Raw genomic sequence first — 18,896 nt, 5'->3', positions numbered from 1 at the left:
TTGAATGAAGAGTTTATGAGAACAGGCTATTGTGTTTTTCTTGTGATCCTACATTTTATATCGTTTCCTGCTTTCACACAAATAGGTAATACCAGATTTGCGCATATCGGTATCGATGATGGTTTATCTCAAAGTACAGTAAGGTGCATGTTGCAAGACCGAAAAGGCTTTATGTGGTTTGGAACAAGGGATGGATTAAATAAATATGATGGGTATAACTTTATTGTTTATAAGAAAGATCCGTTGAAAAGTAGATGGCTTAATTCCAATGACATTAAATCTATTGTTGAAGATAAGCAAGAAAAGCTATGGATAGCAACATGGGAAGGCGGGGTAAATGTTCTTGATCCGAAAACAGAAATATTCACACATTTTAAAAAAACAGAAAAGGCTTCACAAGGACTTTCTAGTAACAATGTAGAGTGTCTTCTTGTTGATGATGAAGATAATATATGGATAGGAACTTATTCTGATGGATTAGATTTATTTGACAGGCAGAAGAATTATTTCATTCATTTTAAAAATAGAGGAGATGATTCTGGAAGTATTAGCTGCAACAATATCACAGCAATGTATCAGGATTCTGATAAAAATATATGGGTGGGAACGACTAATGGGTTGAATCTCTTTAACAAAAAGAATCAGAGTTTCACAACCTTTATCAACGAAACAGACACTAACAACAAACTTTTAAACAATAAGATCAAATTTATTTTCGAGGATCGGAGAAAGAATCTTTGGATAGGGACTTATGGAGGAGGACTTTATTTGTTCGATCGGGAGAAAAAGAGCTTTCGGACAATGAAACTTAGCTCAAACGGTCTAGATAATAGAGTGCTATTATCTATGAATGAAGACCATAATGGGAATTTATGGATTGGTACAGAAAACAATGGTTTGATTGTATTTAATCCAGAAAAAAACAGCCATACCTATTTCCTGAACAAGGATAATAATCCAACAGGCATTAGTAGTAATACTATTAATACTATTGTTAGAGATGTGAAAGGGAATCTTTGGATAGGAACACTTAATGGCGGGATAAATCAGGTCAATGTAGAAGCCGGGAAGTTTAATCACTATAAACATCAAGAGGGACAAAATAGTTTAAGCAATAATATTGTTGATGCTATTTATGAAGATGCTAAAGGAAATCTGTGGATTGGTACTGACGGTGGGGGGATAGATATGTTTGATAAAGAAAAAGGAGTATTTAAAAACTATAGACATTTAAAGAATAACAAGCATAGCATTGCTGGAGATTATGTTCCTGCCGTTTGTCAGGATAGTAAAGGATTTATATGGGCAGGTACATGGGGAGAGGGGATGACGGTATTTAACCCTCAAACAAATCAATATAAACAATATCGGTATAATCCTTCAGTCAGAGGAGGTTTAAGTCATGATTTTGTGTTTTACATTTTTAAAGATAGCCAAAACAGAATATGGGTAGGAACCTATGGCGGAGGGTTAAATCTTTACAATCCTAAAGATGAATCTTTTATATATTATCAGAATGAGATTAATAACCCAGAGAGTTTAAGCAGTAATTATATACTCACCATCAATGAAGATAAAAAGGGCAGATTGCTTATAGGAACAGATGGCGGAGGGTTAAGTATATTAGATCCGGTGACGGGCAGATTTGAAAACTATAGGCATAACGAAGGAAAAGGTTTTCTTAGTAACAATAGTGTTGGCTCTATTTGGGAAGATAAAAATGGATATTTATGGTTGGGAACCAACTATGGTTTAAATAAACTTAATCCGATAACGGGAGTAATAACCTCATATTTTGCACAAGATGGTCTTGCTAATGATATCGTAACTGCGATATTAGGTGATAAGTATGATAATTTATGGATTGGTACAGCAAGAGGTTTTTCAAAGTTTAATATCCGTACACAAACTTTTACCAATTTCACTATTGCTGACGGTCTTCAAGGAAATGAGTTTAAGGCGGCACGTTGCCTTAGCAAAAACGGCATGATGTATTTTGGAGGAACCAATGGCTTTAATGTATTTGATCCGTCAACTGTAAAGACATTTTCATACACCCCACCTCTTATATTTACAGGATTTGAGATTTTCAATAAAGAAGCTCCTATCAATGGAGAGATCTTAACCGAAAATATTAATACAGTCAAAGAAATTACAATCTCCTATAAAGAATCTGTAATCACATTTGAGTTTGCTGCCCTAAATTTTGTAGATAAGCAGAAAAAGCAATATGCCTATAAGCTTGTTGGATTTGATAAAGAATGGAACTATATAGGAGTTAAAAATAGTGTTTCATATACTAATCTTGATCCAGGCGAATACACCCTCAATATAAAAACCTTAAATAATGATGGTCACTGGTCAGATAAACTGGCTAAGATAAAGCTAATTATAACTCCCCCTGTTTGGAAAACATGGTGGTTCAGATTAATGCTTGTTATTGGAGGTTCAAGCTGCGTCCTTTTTGTGTTCTATCGGCGGCTTTCTGCGGTAAGACAAAGAAACAGACAACTGGAAAATGAGGTATTCAATAGAACGCAGGAATTGAAAAAAATTAATAGTGATTTATTACATAGTAGCCACAGGGTGAAACTTCAAAATGAAAAACTGGAGGAGTATAATAGAGAAATACTAGACAAATCCGAAGAGATATCCCGACAACAGGAACATATTGTCTATCAAAATCAAGAATTAGAAAAAACGGTTAAGGAATTGGAGAGTAGTAATCATACTAAAGATCGTTTTTTCTCTATTCTGGCACATGACCTTAAAAACCCCGTGGCTGCACTTTCCGGTATTTCCGATTTAGTCAGAAGCAAAATTACAAAGTTAAACCAGGAACAGCTGTCTAATTATATTAATGATATACATAAAAGTGCCCATTCCGTTTATAACTTATTAATTAATTTACTCGATTGGGCTCAAACCCAGAATCAAACTATTACATGTAACCCACAGAGGTTAAATGTTTATGAGCTTATAATTAAAGCAAATGACCTGCTGGAACAACAAATGAAAAGAAAACTCATTCGTTTTTCTGTACAAATAGATCCATCGCATACAATATATGCTGACGAACAAATGATAGATACCGTTATAAGAAATATTTTAGGTAATTGTATAAAGTTTACAGCGGCCCATGGCGAAATTTCCATTGAGTCAATTGATCGTCAGGACGAGATACTTATCCGTTTTAAGGATACAGGGATAGGGATGACAGAAGAACGAATGAAAAATCTGTTTGAGATAAAAAAACAGAATCTGATAGAAGGGACAGACGGAGAAAAAGGCACCGGTTTAGGACTTGTAGTAGCTAAAGAATTTATCGAAATAAATAATGGATCTATAAATGTTAAAAGTGTTTTGGGAGAAGGGTCTGTTTTTACGATTGGTCTCCCTAAAGCTTTTGTGAATATAAAGGCTTTAGTAAAAACAGGTTTAGGTAAAGTACCTGAAACTAATCTATTGTCCGACTTAGGAGAGTTAACGCATCTTGATGTTAAAGGGAGAACTATACTTGTTGTTGATGATAGTAGAGAGATTAGAAATTACCTCAAATTATTATTGTCCGATATGTTTTCTGTAGTGGAGGCTGAGAATGGCTCAGAGGGCTTTAAAGTGGCCACAGAAGTACAACCAGATGTCATTATATCAGATATGTTGATGCCGGTAATGAACGGGAGCGAGTTTTGTCAAAAAATTAAGAATAATGCCTCAACAAGTCATATTCCTATTGTCCTTTTAACCAGTCAAAACAATGAGGATAGTCAGCTTTCTGGTTATGAAGCCGGAGCAGATGCCTACCTTTCCAAACCTGTACACAAATATATCCTTATACAAGTAATTGTAAACTTCATACGGAGTCAGGAGAATATAAAAATGAAATTTTCCCAATCGGAAGATATTTACCCAAAAGATTTACCCTTTAGTACACTGGATAGAGAGTTTTTAGACAAGATAGTTAATTACGTAGAAGAGCACTTAGCCGAACCCGATTTAGACCATCGGAAGATATGTGAACTTACGGCAATGAGCAGGACAGTCCTCTATGCAAAATTTAAATCACTTACAGGGCAGGGAGTTCATGATTTTATTAAATCAATTCGTTTAAAAAAATCAATAAAGCTTTTGCAAGAAGGGCGACTCAATATAAATCAGGTTTCCTATGAAGTTGGATTTAATACCCCATCATATTTTTCAAAAAGTTTTGTTAAACAATATGGGATGACACCGACAGAATATGTAACAAGGTTAAAGCTTACAACAAAAATATAAACCAACTATAAACGTAGCGACGCAGACGGACGGGTTTACATACTTTCGGGATTATTGGAAGTGAAAAAACAGGGGTAGATACTAGTTTAGAGGTATGAACTACATTAAACCACTAAACAGAATTATATTGGTATTACTGCTATCAGCCATTGGTGGGTACAGTTTCTCCCAATCAGAGAGAACAGCAAGTTTCTCGTACAAGATGGAAATTAAATCTGTACAACCAGATAGCCCCATAAGTACATTCATATTAACTAATAACAGTAAAAATGTCTTGCCAAATCAGGGCTGGGATATCTACTTTAATTCTATAAAATATCCTGGTATTATGATTAATGATACAAACAAATACCAAATCAATCATGTCAATGGAGATTTATACCGCTTGTCACCAAGAAAAGAATTTGCTGAGCTAAAACCGGGGAAAACAATGAAAATTGATATTACATTAAGGTTTATGCGGAATATTTCTGATTTTCCATCAGGTTTTTATATCGTATGGAACAGTGATCCCGCAAAGGTCTATACTATTAAAAATATTGATCCGGACTACGCTTCACTTCTCATAGACGATTCTCAGGTTGCAGAAACCGTATATAATCAAAATCTGTCCCTTCTTAAAACACCGGTTCAACAATCGGTAAAAGTCTTTCCTACACCAAACACCTATCAAGAAAAAGGTTTTTCATTTAAATTAGATGCGAATGTTAAAATTATAGCTCCTGCTATTTTTAAAAATGAAGCCGAATTGCTTTCAAGTGATTTATACAAGCTATTGGGAGAAAAGCCTCAGGTAATAACATCTGGAAGCGGAAAAGCAATCGTACTTAAAAAAGTTAATCTGAAAGGAGAGGCCTATCAGATTGATATTAATAAAGATCAAATTGTTGTTTCAGCAGGTTCTGCTGCGGGTGTTTTTTACGGAATACAGTCTTTAAATACTTTATTTCCACCAAACGTATGGTCTCATAAACAATCAGTTATTAATATACCTGCGGTTAGTGTTCAGGATTCACCTCGGTTTGAGTATCGGGCATTTATGCTTGATATTGCTCGGAATTTTCAAACAAAAAAAGAACTATTCAAAGTATTGGATATCATGGCTCTTTATAAGCTGAATGTTCTTCATTTTCATTTTAATGATGATGAGGGGTGGAGAGTTGAAATTCCCGGATTACCCGAATTAACGGAAGTTGGTGGTCAAAGAGGACATTCATTAGATAACAATTCTCATTTACCCCCTTCTCATGGGTCAGGGCCAGATATAAATACATTACCAGGAAGTGGTTATTATAGTAGAAAAGAGTTTATAGAAATACTAAAATATGCTAAATCAAGGCATATCCGTATCATACCGGAAATAGAAACTCCCGGGCATGCAAGAGCCGCTATAAAAGCAATGGAAGTTCGTTATAACAGATTAATGAAAGAAGGTAAAAAAGAAGAAGCTAAAGAGTACTTGTTAAGTGATAAAGATGATCAATCCCAGTATAAGTCTGTACAAGGGTGGAATGATAATGTGATTAATGTAGCTATGCCTTCAGTATATCGTTTTGTGGAAAAAACTGTTGTTGAGTTAATAAAAATGTATAAAGAGGCCGAAGCACCATTGAGTACTGTACATATGGGAGGAGATGAGGTACCAATAGGTGTATGGGAAAAATCAGAAATAGTAAAACAATTTCTGGAACAGAATAATGAATTAAAAACTTCGGATGACCTGTGGAAGTATTTTTTTACAAAAGTAAATGAAATATTAAATAAACATCAACTGTACTTGTCTGGTTGGGAGGAAATAGGCATGAAGAAAGTGATTGTCGACGGAAAAAAACGTATGGTGGTGGATACCTCTATGGTAAAATATGGCTTTCAAACAGACGTATGGAATAACGTTTATGGAACAGGAGCGGAGGATTTAGCATATAAGCTTGCTAATGCCGGCTATAAAGTCGTTCTGTCCAATGTAACAAATATGTATTTGGATATGGCATATAATAAAAGTTTTACAGAACCCGGAATGTATTGGGGAGGATACATTGATATAGATAAACCTTTTTATTTTATACCGAACGATTATTTTAAAAATTTCAAGGAAGATGAGGATGGAAATCACATCCCTCCCTCAGCCCTTAAAGACAAGAACCGTTTAACCCCTTTTGGGCGGTCTAATATTATAGGACTTCAATCGGCATTATGGTCCGAAAATGTAGCCTCTTCACAACGATTGGAATATATGCTGCTTCCGAAACTTTTGAGTTTTGCAGAGAGAGCATGGTCTACAGATCCGAAATGGGTAATGGAGCAAGACTCTGTAAAAAGTGACCAATTGTATAATAAAGATTGGGCGGCATTTGTGTCTACACTTTGGAACAGAGAGTTACCTCGTTTAAATTATTATAAAGGAGGGTATAACTATCGGGTACCTGCTCCTGGTGTTATTATTAAAGAAGGTAAAGTTTTTGCCAACGCACAGTCTCAAAAGTTTATTATTCGATATACCACAGATAATATTGAACCAAATGTAAATAGCCTCGTTTATAAAGACGGATTGAGTACTAAAGGTAATCTCGCATTTAAAGTATTTACTCCAGATGGGCGGTTTAGTAAAACTGTAAGAATAGTTAATAAATAGGTATTCTATCATTTGACAACAAATACTTATTGTAAGAAGTAAGCATTGTCGGGTAATAAAAAATGTTTATAGAGATGTCTTCTATGTTTGTTCTGTAAAAGATAGAAGACATTTCCTTTATTCATCTCAATATTAACAAGGCCTAATATTATTTCTAACCTGAAAGGTTGATTGACATATCGATAATCAGTGATTGTTTGTCTTTTTTGTAGAGATTACCTTGTTTTAGTCGAAATGGAACCGGATTTTGTCGATAGCTCATCGTTTCTCGTACGTCGTTATTTGTCCTGTGGCAGTCGTGTCTGACTATTGACATATGGTAACTTGGTGATTGTTCAACGATCTTTTTCCTATCCATATATTTTATAGCTTCCCTAATCGCTATTGATTAATAATTATATCCTTTTTTTAAGAGATATATTAGTGATATAATAGAGGGTTTACAGAGGGTTCATAGAGATGAAACTCAATAAAACCACTACTTTAACACTCCTTTATTTAAAGAGAAATACTATTATTAATGTCTTTGTCGAAAACTTTTCAAGTTGTAAAATCCTACACTTTTAGAAATGTTGTTGACTCAGAGAAGACAATGTGTTCTATGTTCATCCTGCAATGGTATTTGTCCTGAAAAATGATTTGATTAAGCTTCCCCTCTTGGTAGTCATTCATGGAAAAAATAATATCCATATACAAAAGGAGACAGAATTCAGTAAAAGTGTAGGATAATATGTTATTGAAGTTGAGAAGGTTTGGTTTAATAAAGACGGAGCTAAAAATAAAACAATCTATCAAATAAATAACAGAGATTACCTCGTTTCCTGCAAGAAGACCGAGTATGGATAATGGCTAACAGAGGATATAATCCACCTATCACAGTTCCTCATTCATTATTAATTAGTTCATCTTTTATGTTTTGCCTGTTCCTGTTTATCAAAAAGGCTGTTATAAACTGATCTCATTCAACATAATGTGAATAATGAAATATTCAAGAATATGAAAGAAGATATATTTACTAACTATTTATAAAGTTATATTGGTAATAAAGGATTATTTCTCTTTGTCCAATATCGAACAACCTCTTTGTTTATTGATTGAAAAAAAACTACTTAATGCTCATTTACAGCTTCTTCCTGCGGTATGATAAGCTCTAGTTTTACAGATTCTATATTCTGTCCTATCTTTCTTAAGATGGTGAAGTTATAGCCGTTAAACACTTTTGTTTCGCCCACTTCCGGGATGTTTCCGAAAATCTCACTCACCAGGCCGGCTATAGTGTCGTAATCTTCATCTTCAGGCAAATCATGGGGTAAGAACTCATTAACATCATAAACTGTAGCAGAAGCTGTTACAATGTATTCAGAATCAGAAACTTTTTCAACAATTGGTTTTTCTTCATCATATTCGTCCTGTATCTCGCCAACCAATTCCTCCACAATATCTTCTAAAGTAACCATACCTGCGGTGCCACCAAATTCGTCCAACACGATGGCTATCTGCATCTTCTTCAGCTTCAACTCCGCCATCAGGTTGTTAATTTTTTTAGACTCGGGAACAAAGAAGGGTTTTCTGATAATATTTTCGAGTATAAACTCTCTTTTATTAGCCATTATACTCAGAATATCCTTGGCGTGTACAATACCTACGATTTTGTCGATGGTTTCTTCGTAAACCGGAATTCTTGAATATCCTTCTTCCACAATAAGTTCCAGTATTTCTTCAAGGGTGGTGGTGTCTTCAATAGCTACTATTTTAGTACGAGGGACCATGATGTTTTTTACCACACGTTCATTAAAATCGAATACATTTTTAATCAGCTGATGTTCTGCCGTATCCAATGCTCCGGTTTCTTTTCCCTGATCCAGAATATATTGTAACTCTTCCGAAGAGTGGATCGTTTCTCCGCTATTTACGGCATTTATACCAAAACCTCTTAAAATTACATTAGCAAAACCATTTAAAACATAAATAAATGGTCTGAAAAGAATGTAAAAGAACTGTAAAGGTAAAGCTACAGCCATAGTGGTATTTACAGGTCTTTGTATAGCTAATGATTTAGGAGCAAGTTCTCCAAATACGATATGTAGAAACGTAATAATCAAGAAAGCAAATACATGGCCAGCGCTGGTAGCTACAGATTCGCTTATAGGAAGGGAAATAAAAGAGAAAAAGTTAAATACGATGTTAGACATCACAGATTCCCCAACCCAACCCAAACCAAGAGAAGCTAAAGTAATACCTAACTGCGTGGCAGCCAGATATCCATCAAGATGGGAAATCATGTGTTTTGCTGTTTTGGCAACACGACTTCCCGTCTTTGCTTTTATTTCTATTTGAGACCCTCTGACTTTGACTATTGCAAATTCAGCTGCTACGAAGAATCCGTTAAGGATTACCAGGAATAGAGTTAAGAAAATCTGAAATCCACTAACTTCAAAGGAGGGGTCCATATATGTTTAAATTATTTAAAAGTTTTGTTATAAAGCTCTATACTTTCTTCAATAACTTTATAGGCATATCTTTTTCCTAAAAGGTGTTCAATAGTTACGTTTTTGCCTTCTAAAGCCTTGTAGTCCTGAAAAAATCGTACCACTTCTTTCATGGTGTGCGGAGGTAGATCTGCTAAATCTTCTATATAGTTTACAGACATATCATGAGCAGCAACAGCGATGATTTTATCGTCTTGCTCACCGTTGTCAACCATGTGCATAACACCAACCACTTTTGCTTCTATCATAGACATAGGGTATACATCTACAGAACATAATACCAATATATCTAAAGGATCTTTATCATCACAATAAGTTTGAGGGATGAAACCATAGTTAGCAGGGTACATTACTGAAGAGAACAAAACCCTGTCTAATTTTATCAATCCTGTTTCTTTGTCTATTTCGTATTTGGCTTTAGAGCCTTTTGGAATTTCAATAATTGCATTTACTACATTTGGTGCATCTTCTCCCGGTGAGATAGAGTGCCATGGATGATTATCGGCCATTAATTTAGATTATTCGTGTTTATATTATTTTTTAAATTTTTTCTTTAAAACCGTTACCACTAGAGGAATGGTTGTTACAACAATAAAACCAATGATAATATATAAAAGATATTCATTGATTTCATGTTCAAACTTTTTCCCTAAAAAATATCCTAATAACGTAAGGGATGTAATCCAGAAAAAAGCACCTAAGATATTATAAAGAGCAAATTTTCTGACATCCAATTTTACTACTCCTGCAAATATAGGAGCAAACGTTCTAACTATGGGAACAAATCTTCCAATAATTAAAGTAAAAGCACCTTGTTTTTTGTAGTATTCCTCGGCAGCAAGAAGATACTTCTTCTTAAAAAAGAAAGATTCCTTTCGATTGTACAGCACAGGGCCCGTTCGGTAACCAAACCAATACCCTATAAAATTACCTGCAATAGCTGCTAAAATGAGACTGGCTACCATAGTAGTAATACCTACGTCTAGTTTTCCGGTAGCTACAAACATCCCTGCGAGAAACAAAAGGTAATCTCCGGGAAGGAAAAAGCCAAAAAACAACCCGGTTTCTGCAAAAATCACAAATAAAATAAGGTAAAATCCTCCTTTATGTATGATGTGTTGGGCGTCAGCCAGGTTAATTATATTTTGCCAGATTTCTTCCATAGCATAGTTTCGCCATAAAACTACAAATATTATTGTTATGAATTATGGCTAAATTGCTAAAATAATGTGGTCAAGCAAGCAGGGTATATTCCCAATAAGATTGTAAGTATTGCGCTCACTGCCAAAACTACTTTATAGGTAGCCGGTGTTTGAATCACAATCTGACTTTCCGAAGTTTGGAAATACATAGCCACAATTACTTTAAAGTAGTAAAATATAGCTATAATAGCATTTAATACCGCAATAAGTACTAACCAAATATGGTTTTGTGAAAGTGCCGCATTAAACATATAAAACTTACCTATAAAACCTGCTGTTAGTGGTATACCTGCAAATGACAACATAGCCACAGTTACTGCAAATGCTAAAAACGGATTGCTTTTTCCCAAGCCGTTAAAGCTTTCTATAGAATCACTTCCTGTTTTAGCCTTAACCAATATTAATGTTCCAAAAGCAACAGTAGAGGCCAGTACATACGCAACCGCATATAAAAATATAGCGTTTGTTGATGCTGCTCCCAAAGCAACAATAGCAAATAACATATAGCCGGCATGCGAAATGCTGGAGTAAGCAAGTAACCTTTTGAAGCTGTTTTGATACACTGCTGTGATATTCCCTATAAATAGCGTCAGAATGGTAATGGCTGTTAACGTAGGTGTCCAGAATTGACTTAAACTGGAGAATGATACCTGAAATATTCTTAGGAAGGCAGCAAACCCGGCTATTTTTACTACTGTAGACATAAACAGCGTAATCAATGTTGGTGCACCCTCGTATACGTCTGGTGTCCAGAAATGGAAAGGAGCAGCCCCAACTTTAAAAGCCAGTCCTACAATCATTAATACAATACCCACATAAAAAATAGGATCTATAATGTTCTGTGGATTCTTTACATAGTTGCCAATCTCTATCAGATTGAATGATCCGGATGCGCCATAAATAAGCGCAACACCAAATAATAAGAAACCCGTAGAGAAAGCTCCCATTAAAAAGTATTTTAATGAAGCCTCATTAGAAGCAAAATCTTTCTTCTTGATACCTGCTAATATGTACAAGCTCACAGACATTATCTCTAAGCCCACAAATAGCATAGCAAGGTTGTTATAAGAAACCATCATGATGGTACCTGCTAAGGCAAACAAAATAATGGTATAGTATTCTGCTACATTTTCGCTTATTTTCTCGAAATAACCTTTGGATAACAAGAAAATAAGGATGGTAGTTCCAATACAAAGAGAGGAGAAACCTACAGCAAAATTATCAAATAGCATCATGCCACTGAAAATTGGAGATGCATCGGAATTCCATTCAGCTATAGATAATCCCAATGCTGCTAATAATCCCAAAATACTTACAGGCAATAAACCTGCTTTAACTTTAAATAAGCCTAAATAAAGAATTATTATTGCTAATACTGATATAACTATTAATGAATTCATTCCTTTTTAAAATGACAATTTATTATTAACCTTAGAAATCAGGCCCTCTACTGTAGCTTCCGAAATATGCAATAAAGCATTCGGGTAAACACCTACAATAATAATTATGGCACAAATTATTCCTAATACCAACACCTCTGTTCCTGATATATCTTTAAAAGTTTTTGTCAACTCGTTAAGTTCACCCTGCATCACCGCTTTATATGTTCTCAGCATATAAACCGCACCTAATATAATGGTTGATCCGCCGGCAACGGCATACCAGAAGTTGAATTTGAAAACTCCATTGATTAATAAGAACTCTCCAATAAAACCATTGGTTAACGGTAAGCCAACAGAGCCTAACAATATAGTCAGGAAAGCGATGGCAAATTTGGGAGCAACTTTAGCAATACCGCCCATTTCTGCTAGTTCTCTGGTGTTTAGCCTGTTTATTAAAATATCTACGATAAAGAACAAGCCTATTACGTTTACCCCGTGATTAAGCATCTGAATCATAGCTCCCTGTAATCCCTGAGTATTCCATGCAAATACGCCTGCTGCTATTAAGCCTACGTGGGCTATAGAAGAATAGGCAATCAATCTTTTGATGTCTTTTTGGGTAAAAGCTATAATAGAAGCATAAACTACCCCGATAACAGAAAGTGTTAATGCCAGTTTGCCCCAGGCCATAAAACCAAATGGAAGTACCGGTATTAACCACACGACAACACCATATATACCCATTTTTAACATAATACCACCTAAAAGCATTGTTCCTGCGGTAGGGGCAGTAGTATAGGTGTCTGGCTGCCATGAATGGAAAGGGAAAATAGGGATCTTAATTGCAAAAGCAAGAAAGAAGCACCAAAATAACCAAGTTTGGGTATCCTTTGCCAGATTCAGAGCATAAAAAGCATCTATAGAAAATGTTCCGCTGGGTGTTTGCAGATATAAATAGATAATTGCAAATAGCATGAACAAAGAACCGGCAATAGTGTAAATGAAAAACTTCATGTTAACCCTGATTCTATCTTCGCCGCCCCATAAAGCACAAATAAAATAGATAGGAATTAAGGCGGCTTCCCATCCTACGTAGAAAAGGAAAGCATCCATTGCTGTGAAAACCAATACCAGACCAAATTGCATAAAAAGCATTAAGGAATAGAATACAGGTTTTTCTATTTGTCTCTTGAAAGTTGAAAGTATAATTAACGGAAATAAAGCATTGGTTAATATTAGCATTAACATGCTGATACCATCTATCCCTGCAGTAAAATAAATACCAAATTTGGTAATCCATGGATAGTTAACTGTAAACTGTCTGCCGGCTTCAGGATTAAAGTCGCATAAAACAACAGCAGTAACAGCCAAAGATATAAGCGAGCTCAATAAAGCAATCTGCTTCGCATATTTTCCCGATAGGAGGGTAATAATACCAGCTATAACGGGAAAGAATATCAATATTAATAAATTCATCTGTTTTGTATTCCGCTAACTTAAATATTAATAAAACTGTAAATCAGGACTGCAACTATTCCTATTACCATAGCGAAAATATAGAAACCTACATTTCCTGTTTGTAATAGCCTTAATGTTTTAGATACTTCTACAGCACCTTTTCCTAATCCATTAACAATACCGTCTACTATTTTTAGATCAAATACCTTATATAAGAATCTGGATAAAGAATCTAGTGGTTTCTGCACCAGAGCAGTATAAATCTCATCTAAATAGAACTTATTGTAAGAGATTTTTGCCAATGCTAGCCTTTCTGTCTCGTCAGATACCGGAACATGTCCTTTGCTGATATATTTAACATAAGCAAATATGATAGCAACAATTACCCCTAATACAGAAACACCCATAAGCATAAACTCAGTAGAATGATCCAGGCTTAAAGCAGGAATAAGATCCTTAGATAAACCGTATATTGGTGTCAGGTATTCGTTTAACCAATGATGACCTCCCAAGGCATGAGGTATACCTATAAAACCGCCCACCATTGACAAAATAGCCAATACAATAAGAGGCATTGTCATAGAAGCAGGTGACTCATGAAGATGGCTTTTTTGTTCTTCTGTACCTCTGAAAGAACCCCAGAAAGTTAGGAACATCATTCTGAACATGTAAAAAGCAGTAAATAAAGCACCTATTACACCTATAACCCACATCAGTTTGTTATGTTGGAATACATGGGCCAGTATTTCGTCTTTGGAGAAGAAACCGGCAAACGGAGGTAGCCCCGCAATAGCAATAGTTCCAATTAACATGGTCAGGAAAGTAACCGGAAGTTTTTTCTTCAAACCTCCCATATTACGCATATCCTGTTCATTACTCATGGCATGGATTACAGAACCGGCACCCAAGAATAATAACGCTTTAAAAAATGCATGGGTAATAACGTGAAAAAATGCTCCGGTAAAAGCTCCCACACCAAGTCCCAGGAACATATATCCTAGCTGAGAAACGGTTGAGTAAGCCAATACTTTCTTAATATCTGTTTGGGTTAATGCTATAATTGCCGCAATAATTGCTGTTAATAAACCAACTATAGCAATAATATCCATAGTTAGAGGTGCAAGGGCAAACAGGATATTAGATCTTACAATCATATAAATACCCGCAGTTACCATCGTCGCTGCGTGTATTAATGCCGAAACTGGAGTTGGACCAGCCATGGCATCAGGCAACCAGGTAAATAAAGGTAGCTGAGCCGATTTTCCGGTAGCGGCAAAAAATAACAATAAGGTAATTAAAGTGATAACCGTACCGTTAGATTCTATACCTAATGTTTTAGGGAATATATCAATGAAAGTTACCGAACCAAAGTTGCTGATGATAAGGAAAACGGCTAATAAAAAAGCCAAATCCCCAATACGGTTCATAATAAATGCTTTCTTAGCAGCGTCAGCATAAGCCCCATTGGTATACCAGAAGCCGATAAGCAGGTACGAGCATAAACCCACGCCTTCCCAACCGATAAACATGATAACATAGTTAGAGCCTAATACTAAAAGCAACATGAAAAACACAAAGAGGTTGAGGTAAGCAAAGAACTTTCCAAAACCGGCATCATGGCTCATGTAACCTGCCGAATAAATATGTATCAAAGAACCTATTCCGGTAATAATCAATAGCATTAATATGCTTAGCTGATCTACCTGAAAAGAAAATGGTATTTTCAGAGAACCAACATTTATCCAATCAAAAAGATTAACAATTACAGGCTGATCTGAGTTGAAGTTGAAAAAAATGGACAAGCTTATTGCAAACGATGCAATAACTGCAAGGCTGGCGATACCAGCTATTAAAGATTTTGGTAAAATATTTCTACCAAGGCCGTTTATTAAAAAACCAATAAACGGTAATAAAGGAATTAACCAAACTAAATCTATCATCCTCTTATATAAAAGTTACCACTTTAACCTGTTAAGTATATTGATGTCTATAGAGCTTGTATTTCTATAAACCATCACAATAATTGCCAGACCCACCGCAACCTCTGCTGCTGCCAGGGCCATAATGAAAAACACAAATACCTGTCCTGATGCATCGCCACGGTAAGCGGAGAATGCTGTAAGCAGCAGGTTTACTGAGTTTAACATCAACTCTACGCACATAAAGATGATGATGGCGTTTCTTCTTACTAATACCCCAATTACACCTATAGTGAAAATGATTGCACTAAACAGGATATAGTGGTTTAGCGGTACTGATTGAATGGTTGCTGTTATATTATCCATTATGCGCTCTTTTTATCTTGTTTTGCCAATAATACTGCACCTACCATTGCTGATAAAAGCAGTAAAGAACTTAACTCAAACGGAAGAAGGAACTCACTGAAAAGAACTTTTCCCAGATTTTGAACCAGACCTATGCCAGAGTTATCAATTGTTGAAGGGCTTTCTGTGTGCAGTGTTTTCATGGCACCTATTAAAGTTACCAGAAAACTTCCTCCTGCAATTACACCAGCTATTTTCAACAGATTGGATTTCATAGGTTCGGTTTCTTTGTTCAGGTTCATTAACATCAACACGAACAGGAACAAAACCATGATGGCACCCATGTACACTATAAAGTTAACAACAGCCAAAAACTGTGCGTTCAAAATAATGTAATGTACGGTGAAAGTGAAAAATGTTGCAATTAGGTATAGAACGCTATGTACTGGATTTTTTGTAAAAACCACCAGTAGCGAAAAACATATCGATAAAAATGCAACAAAGTAAAATAAACTCATTTGTTTAAATCTATAATGGGAAATTCCCTTTTGTTATCTGTCTGCTATTATTCGAATTTATTATTTGGTTGAGTTTTTTAAAGCCTCTAATTCAGCCAGAGGTTTCTCTACCAGTTTATCTTTTCCATAAATGAAATCTTTTCTCAGATATTCTGAAGGAACAATAGGACCGTCCAGGTAAATTGCTTCTTTAGGACAGGCTTCTTCACATAAACCGCAGAATATACAACGTAACATGTTGATTTCGTATACAGCAGCATATTTTTCTTCGCGGTATAAATTTGCTTCCTCCTTCTTTCTTTCAGCAGAAATCATGGTGATAGCTTCTGCCGGACAAGATAAAGCACAAAGACCACAAGCTGTACAGCGCTCTCTTCCCTGTTCGTCCCTTTTTAAAGAGTGCATCCCTCTATAGTTTTTAGAGAACTCTCTTTCTTCAAAAGGATACTGTATAGTCGCTTTTTTCTTGAAAAGGTGTTTAAGCGTAATGCCCAAACCCTGAGCAATTGCTGGAAGATACATCCTCTCCCAAAAATTCATTGGCTTTTGCTCTAAAACCTTTTTTCTTCCGCTTAATGATTCCATTTAAATTTCTTATATAAATCTCTTTTAAAGATTTGTTATCTATTATAACTTATCAAATACGGTGATTACTATAGCCGTAATAACAATATTAGCAATTGCCAAAGGAATTAAAATTTTCCATCCTAAGTGCATTAGCTGATCGTAACGGAAACGAGGTACTGTCCACCTCACCCACATGAAGAAGAATATAAAAGCAATAATCTTCAGGAACATGACCGCAACGCCTACCAGAGGTCCCCATGTAGGTCCTAATAATTCGTTCACCGTATCCATGCCCGGGTAATTGTAACCGCCAAAATAGAGCGCGGCCATAACTACAGAAGAAACAAACATGTTAATATACTCTGCAAACATGTAAGCACCCATTTTAAAGGCAGAATATTCGGTTTGGTACCCACCAATCAGCTCTGTTTCACATTCAGGTAAATCGAATGGAACACGATTGGTCTCCGCAAAAGCACAAACCAAAAAGATTAAAAAGCCTAAAGGCTGATAGATAACGTTCCAATGCCATCCATGTTGGTCGGCTACTATTTCTTTAAAGCTTAAAGAGTTGGTTACCAGTAAAAGCCCTATGATAGATAATCCCATTGCAATCTCATAACTGATGTTCTGAGATGCACCACGAATGGCCCCCATCAAAGAGTATTTATTATTTGATGCCCATCCACCAATCATAATACCATAAACACCCAATGCAACAACGCCAAAGATGTAAAGAATACCTATATTAACATCAGTAACCTGTAAAGGAACCAATCGATCTCCGATAAGGATCTGATCTCCAAAAGGTATAACGGCTGTTCCTAAGAAAGATACCAATAATGCCAAAGATGGGCCTGCAACAAATAAGTACTTATTTGCACCGCTAGGAATGATTTCTTCTTTGAAAAACATTTTTCCACCATCAGCAAGGGGTTGGAACAAACCAAAAGGTCCTGCTCTGTTAGGTCCTATCCTGTCCTGAATCCAAGCAGCAACTTTTCTTTCGGCCCAGGTAGAATAAGCTGCTATAGTTAGGGTAATTACGAAAAGGATCGTAATTAATATCAATTTCTCTATAAAAAAACTTACTTCCATTATAGTTTAGTTGCTCTTTCGAATTGCTTTTTATTTGCTTCCATCAGCTCCGGACTTTTCGTAATAACCGGAAGCGGATGCATAGTCTCGTAATGATTTGCGTTAATTACAGATTGTCTGCTTATTTGACGAGGACCTTCTATAATCCAGTCTTCTGTGTTTTTCTTATCAAAACGGCAGGTATTACAGATAAACTCTTCTACTTCTCCGTATTGATCTTTGCGGGCTGTAACTCTTAAAACATCCTGTCCTTTGTACCATAGGGTAACTTTTCCGGAACAGGTAGGGCAGTCTCTGTGTGCTTCTACAGGTTTAGTAAACCAAACCCTGTTTTTAAAACGGAAAGTTTTATCAGTAAGTGCTCCTACGGGACATACATCTATCACATTTCCTGAAAAATCGTTATCTATTACATTAGAGATGTAAGTAGATATTTCTGCATGATCTCCTCTTCCCAATATACCATGTACACGTTGGTTTGTGATTTGATCTGCAGTGAAAACGCAACGATAACACAAAATACAACGATTCATGTGTAACTGTATTTTATCGCCAATGTCTTCCCTTTCAAACGTACGACGGTCAAACTCGTAACGGGTACCAGCAGCACCATGTTCAAAACTTAAGTCCTGAAGATGACATTCTCCTGCCTGATCACATACAGGACAGTCTAAAGGATGGTTTATCAAAAGCATTTCTACCACACCTTTTCTGGCTTCTATAACTTCCGGAGAGGTAATATTCTGAACCTCCATACCGTCCATTACCGTTGTTCTGCAAGAAGCAACCAGTTTAGGCATAGGTCTGGGATCTTTTTCAGAACCTTTAGTCACTTTTACAATACAAGTACGACATTTTCCTCCGCTACCTTCTAGTTTAGAGTAATAACACATTGCAGGAGGAACAATATCTCCACCTATTTGCCTCGCAGCATTTAGGATGGTGGTTCCTGGAGCCACTTCTACAGGAATTCCGTCTATCGTTACTTTAATTTTATCTGACACTTGTTGT

General features: G+C 35.9%; 13 protein-coding genes. 2 read left to right on the top strand and 11 right to left on the bottom strand.

Annotation, left to right across the window (positions count from 1 at the left end; translation table 11 throughout):
• Positions 1-15 precede the first annotated feature (15 nt).
• Together ACFSAH_RS04730 and ACFSAH_RS04725 are read left to right on the top strand one after the other, a co-directional pair.
• On the top strand, positions 16-4,275 hold the full coding sequence (locus ACFSAH_RS04730) for a hybrid sensor histidine kinase/response regulator transcription factor (RefSeq protein WP_379661551.1): 4,260 nt from the start codon (positions 16-18) through the stop codon (positions 4,273-4,275).
• 94 nt (positions 4,276-4,369) lie between these two features.
• Positions 4,370-6,907, top strand: coding sequence for a family 20 glycosylhydrolase (locus tag ACFSAH_RS04725; RefSeq protein ID WP_379661550.1), 2,538 nt, complete (start codon positions 4,370-4,372; stop codon positions 6,905-6,907).
• Positions 6,908-8,016: 1,109 nt separating this feature from the next.
• Here the strand turns inward: ACFSAH_RS04725 and ACFSAH_RS04720 are convergent.
• The 11 genes from ACFSAH_RS04720 to ACFSAH_RS04670 are packed head-to-tail and all read right to left on the bottom strand — an operon-like array spanning position 8,017 to position 18,889.
• Positions 8,017-9,357: a hemolysin family protein gene (locus ACFSAH_RS04720; RefSeq protein WP_379661549.1), complete on the bottom strand. Its 1,341-nt coding sequence runs from the start codon at positions 9,355-9,357 to the stop codon at positions 8,017-8,019.
• Between the two features lie 11 nt (positions 9,358-9,368).
• The gene (locus tag ACFSAH_RS04715) at positions 9,369-9,905 is read right to left on the bottom strand and encodes an inorganic diphosphatase (RefSeq protein ID WP_379661548.1); all 537 of its coding nucleotides are present in this window, start codon (positions 9,903-9,905) and stop codon (positions 9,369-9,371) included.
• A gap of 24 nt (positions 9,906-9,929) precedes the next feature.
• The gene (locus ACFSAH_RS04710; protein ID WP_379661547.1) at positions 9,930-10,559 is read right to left on the bottom strand and encodes a DedA family protein; all 630 of its coding nucleotides are present in this window, start codon (positions 10,557-10,559) and stop codon (positions 9,930-9,932) included.
• 56 nt (positions 10,560-10,615) lie between these two features.
• Positions 10,616-11,998 carry an NADH-quinone oxidoreductase subunit N gene (locus ACFSAH_RS04705; RefSeq protein ID WP_379661546.1) on the bottom strand — a complete coding sequence of 461 codons (1,383 nt, stop codon included), beginning with the start codon at positions 11,996-11,998 and terminating at the stop codon, positions 10,616-10,618.
• A 6-nt stretch (positions 11,999-12,004) separates the two neighbouring features.
• Entirely contained in the window at positions 12,005-13,456 is a 1,452-nt protein-coding gene (locus ACFSAH_RS04700; RefSeq protein WP_379661545.1) for a complex I subunit 4 family protein, read from the bottom strand.
• Between the two features lie 20 nt (positions 13,457-13,476).
• On the bottom strand, positions 13,477-15,378 hold the full coding sequence (gene nuoL, locus ACFSAH_RS04695) for an NADH-quinone oxidoreductase subunit L (protein ID WP_379661544.1): 1,902 nt from the start codon (positions 15,376-15,378) through the stop codon (positions 13,477-13,479).
• 15 nt (positions 15,379-15,393) lie between these two features.
• Entirely contained in the window at positions 15,394-15,723 is a 330-nt protein-coding gene (nuoK, locus tag ACFSAH_RS04690) for an NADH-quinone oxidoreductase subunit NuoK (RefSeq protein WP_379661543.1), read from the bottom strand.
• Entirely contained in the window at positions 15,723-16,220 is a 498-nt protein-coding gene (locus ACFSAH_RS04685; protein ID WP_379661542.1) for an NADH-quinone oxidoreductase subunit J family protein, read from the bottom strand. Before ACFSAH_RS04685 ends, nuoK begins: the two co-directional genes overlap by 1 nt.
• Positions 16,221-16,280: 60 nt before the next feature.
• Complete coding sequence (locus ACFSAH_RS04680; RefSeq protein WP_379661541.1) at positions 16,281-16,805, bottom strand: NuoI/complex I 23 kDa subunit family protein; 525 nt, start codon at positions 16,803-16,805, stop codon at positions 16,281-16,283.
• A 42-nt stretch (positions 16,806-16,847) separates the two neighbouring features.
• Positions 16,848-17,885, bottom strand: coding sequence for an NADH-quinone oxidoreductase subunit NuoH (gene nuoH / locus ACFSAH_RS04675; RefSeq protein WP_379661540.1), 1,038 nt, complete (start codon positions 17,883-17,885; stop codon positions 16,848-16,850).
• A complete protein-coding gene (locus tag ACFSAH_RS04670; RefSeq protein ID WP_379661539.1) occupies positions 17,885-18,889 on the bottom strand; it encodes an NADH-quinone oxidoreductase subunit G in 1,005 nt (334 codons plus the stop codon). The genes nuoH and ACFSAH_RS04670 overlap by 1 nt, the downstream gene beginning before the upstream one ends.
• Positions 18,890-18,896 lie beyond the last annotated feature (7 nt).

This window comes from Pseudopedobacter beijingensis (assembly GCF_042678145.1).
Lineage (GTDB): Bacteria > Bacteroidota > Bacteroidia > Sphingobacteriales > Sphingobacteriaceae > Pseudopedobacter > Pseudopedobacter beijingensis.
This window is presented reverse-complemented; position numbering and strand designations above follow the sequence as displayed.

Bases quoted from the DNA above. Each gene is read 5' to 3' on its own strand.
- ACFSAH_RS04730 (WP_379661551.1), top strand. From the start codon at position 16: ATGAGAACAGGCTATTGTGTTTTTCTTGTGATCCTACATTTTATATCG.
- ACFSAH_RS04725 (WP_379661550.1), top strand. From the start codon at position 4,370: ATGAACTACATTAAACCACTAAACAGAATTATATTGGTATTACTGCTA.
- ACFSAH_RS04720 (WP_379661549.1), bottom strand. From the start codon at position 9,357: ATGGACCCCTCCTTTGAAGTTAGTGGATTTCAGATTTTCTTAACTCTA.
- ACFSAH_RS04715 (WP_379661548.1), bottom strand. From the start codon at position 9,905: ATGGCCGATAATCATCCATGGCACTCTATCTCACCGGGAGAAGATGCA.
- ACFSAH_RS04710 (WP_379661547.1), bottom strand. From the start codon at position 10,559: ATGGAAGAAATCTGGCAAAATATAATTAACCTGGCTGACGCCCAACAC.
- ACFSAH_RS04705 (WP_379661546.1), bottom strand. From the start codon at position 11,998: ATGAATTCATTAATAGTTATATCAGTATTAGCAATAATAATTCTTTAT.
- ACFSAH_RS04700 (WP_379661545.1), bottom strand. From the start codon at position 13,456: ATGAATTTATTAATATTGATATTCTTTCCCGTTATAGCTGGTATTATT.
- nuoL (WP_379661544.1), bottom strand. From the start codon at position 15,378: ATGATAGATTTAGTTTGGTTAATTCCTTTATTACCGTTTATTGGTTTT.
- nuoK (WP_379661543.1), bottom strand. From the start codon at position 15,723: ATGGATAATATAACAGCAACCATTCAATCAGTACCGCTAAACCACTAT.
- ACFSAH_RS04685 (WP_379661542.1), bottom strand. From the start codon at position 16,220: ATGAGTTTATTTTACTTTGTTGCATTTTTATCGATATGTTTTTCGCTA.
- ACFSAH_RS04680 (WP_379661541.1), bottom strand. From the start codon at position 16,805: ATGGAATCATTAAGCGGAAGAAAAAAGGTTTTAGAGCAAAAGCCAATG.
- nuoH (WP_379661540.1), bottom strand. From the start codon at position 17,885: ATGGAAGTAAGTTTTTTTATAGAGAAATTGATATTAATTACGATCCTT.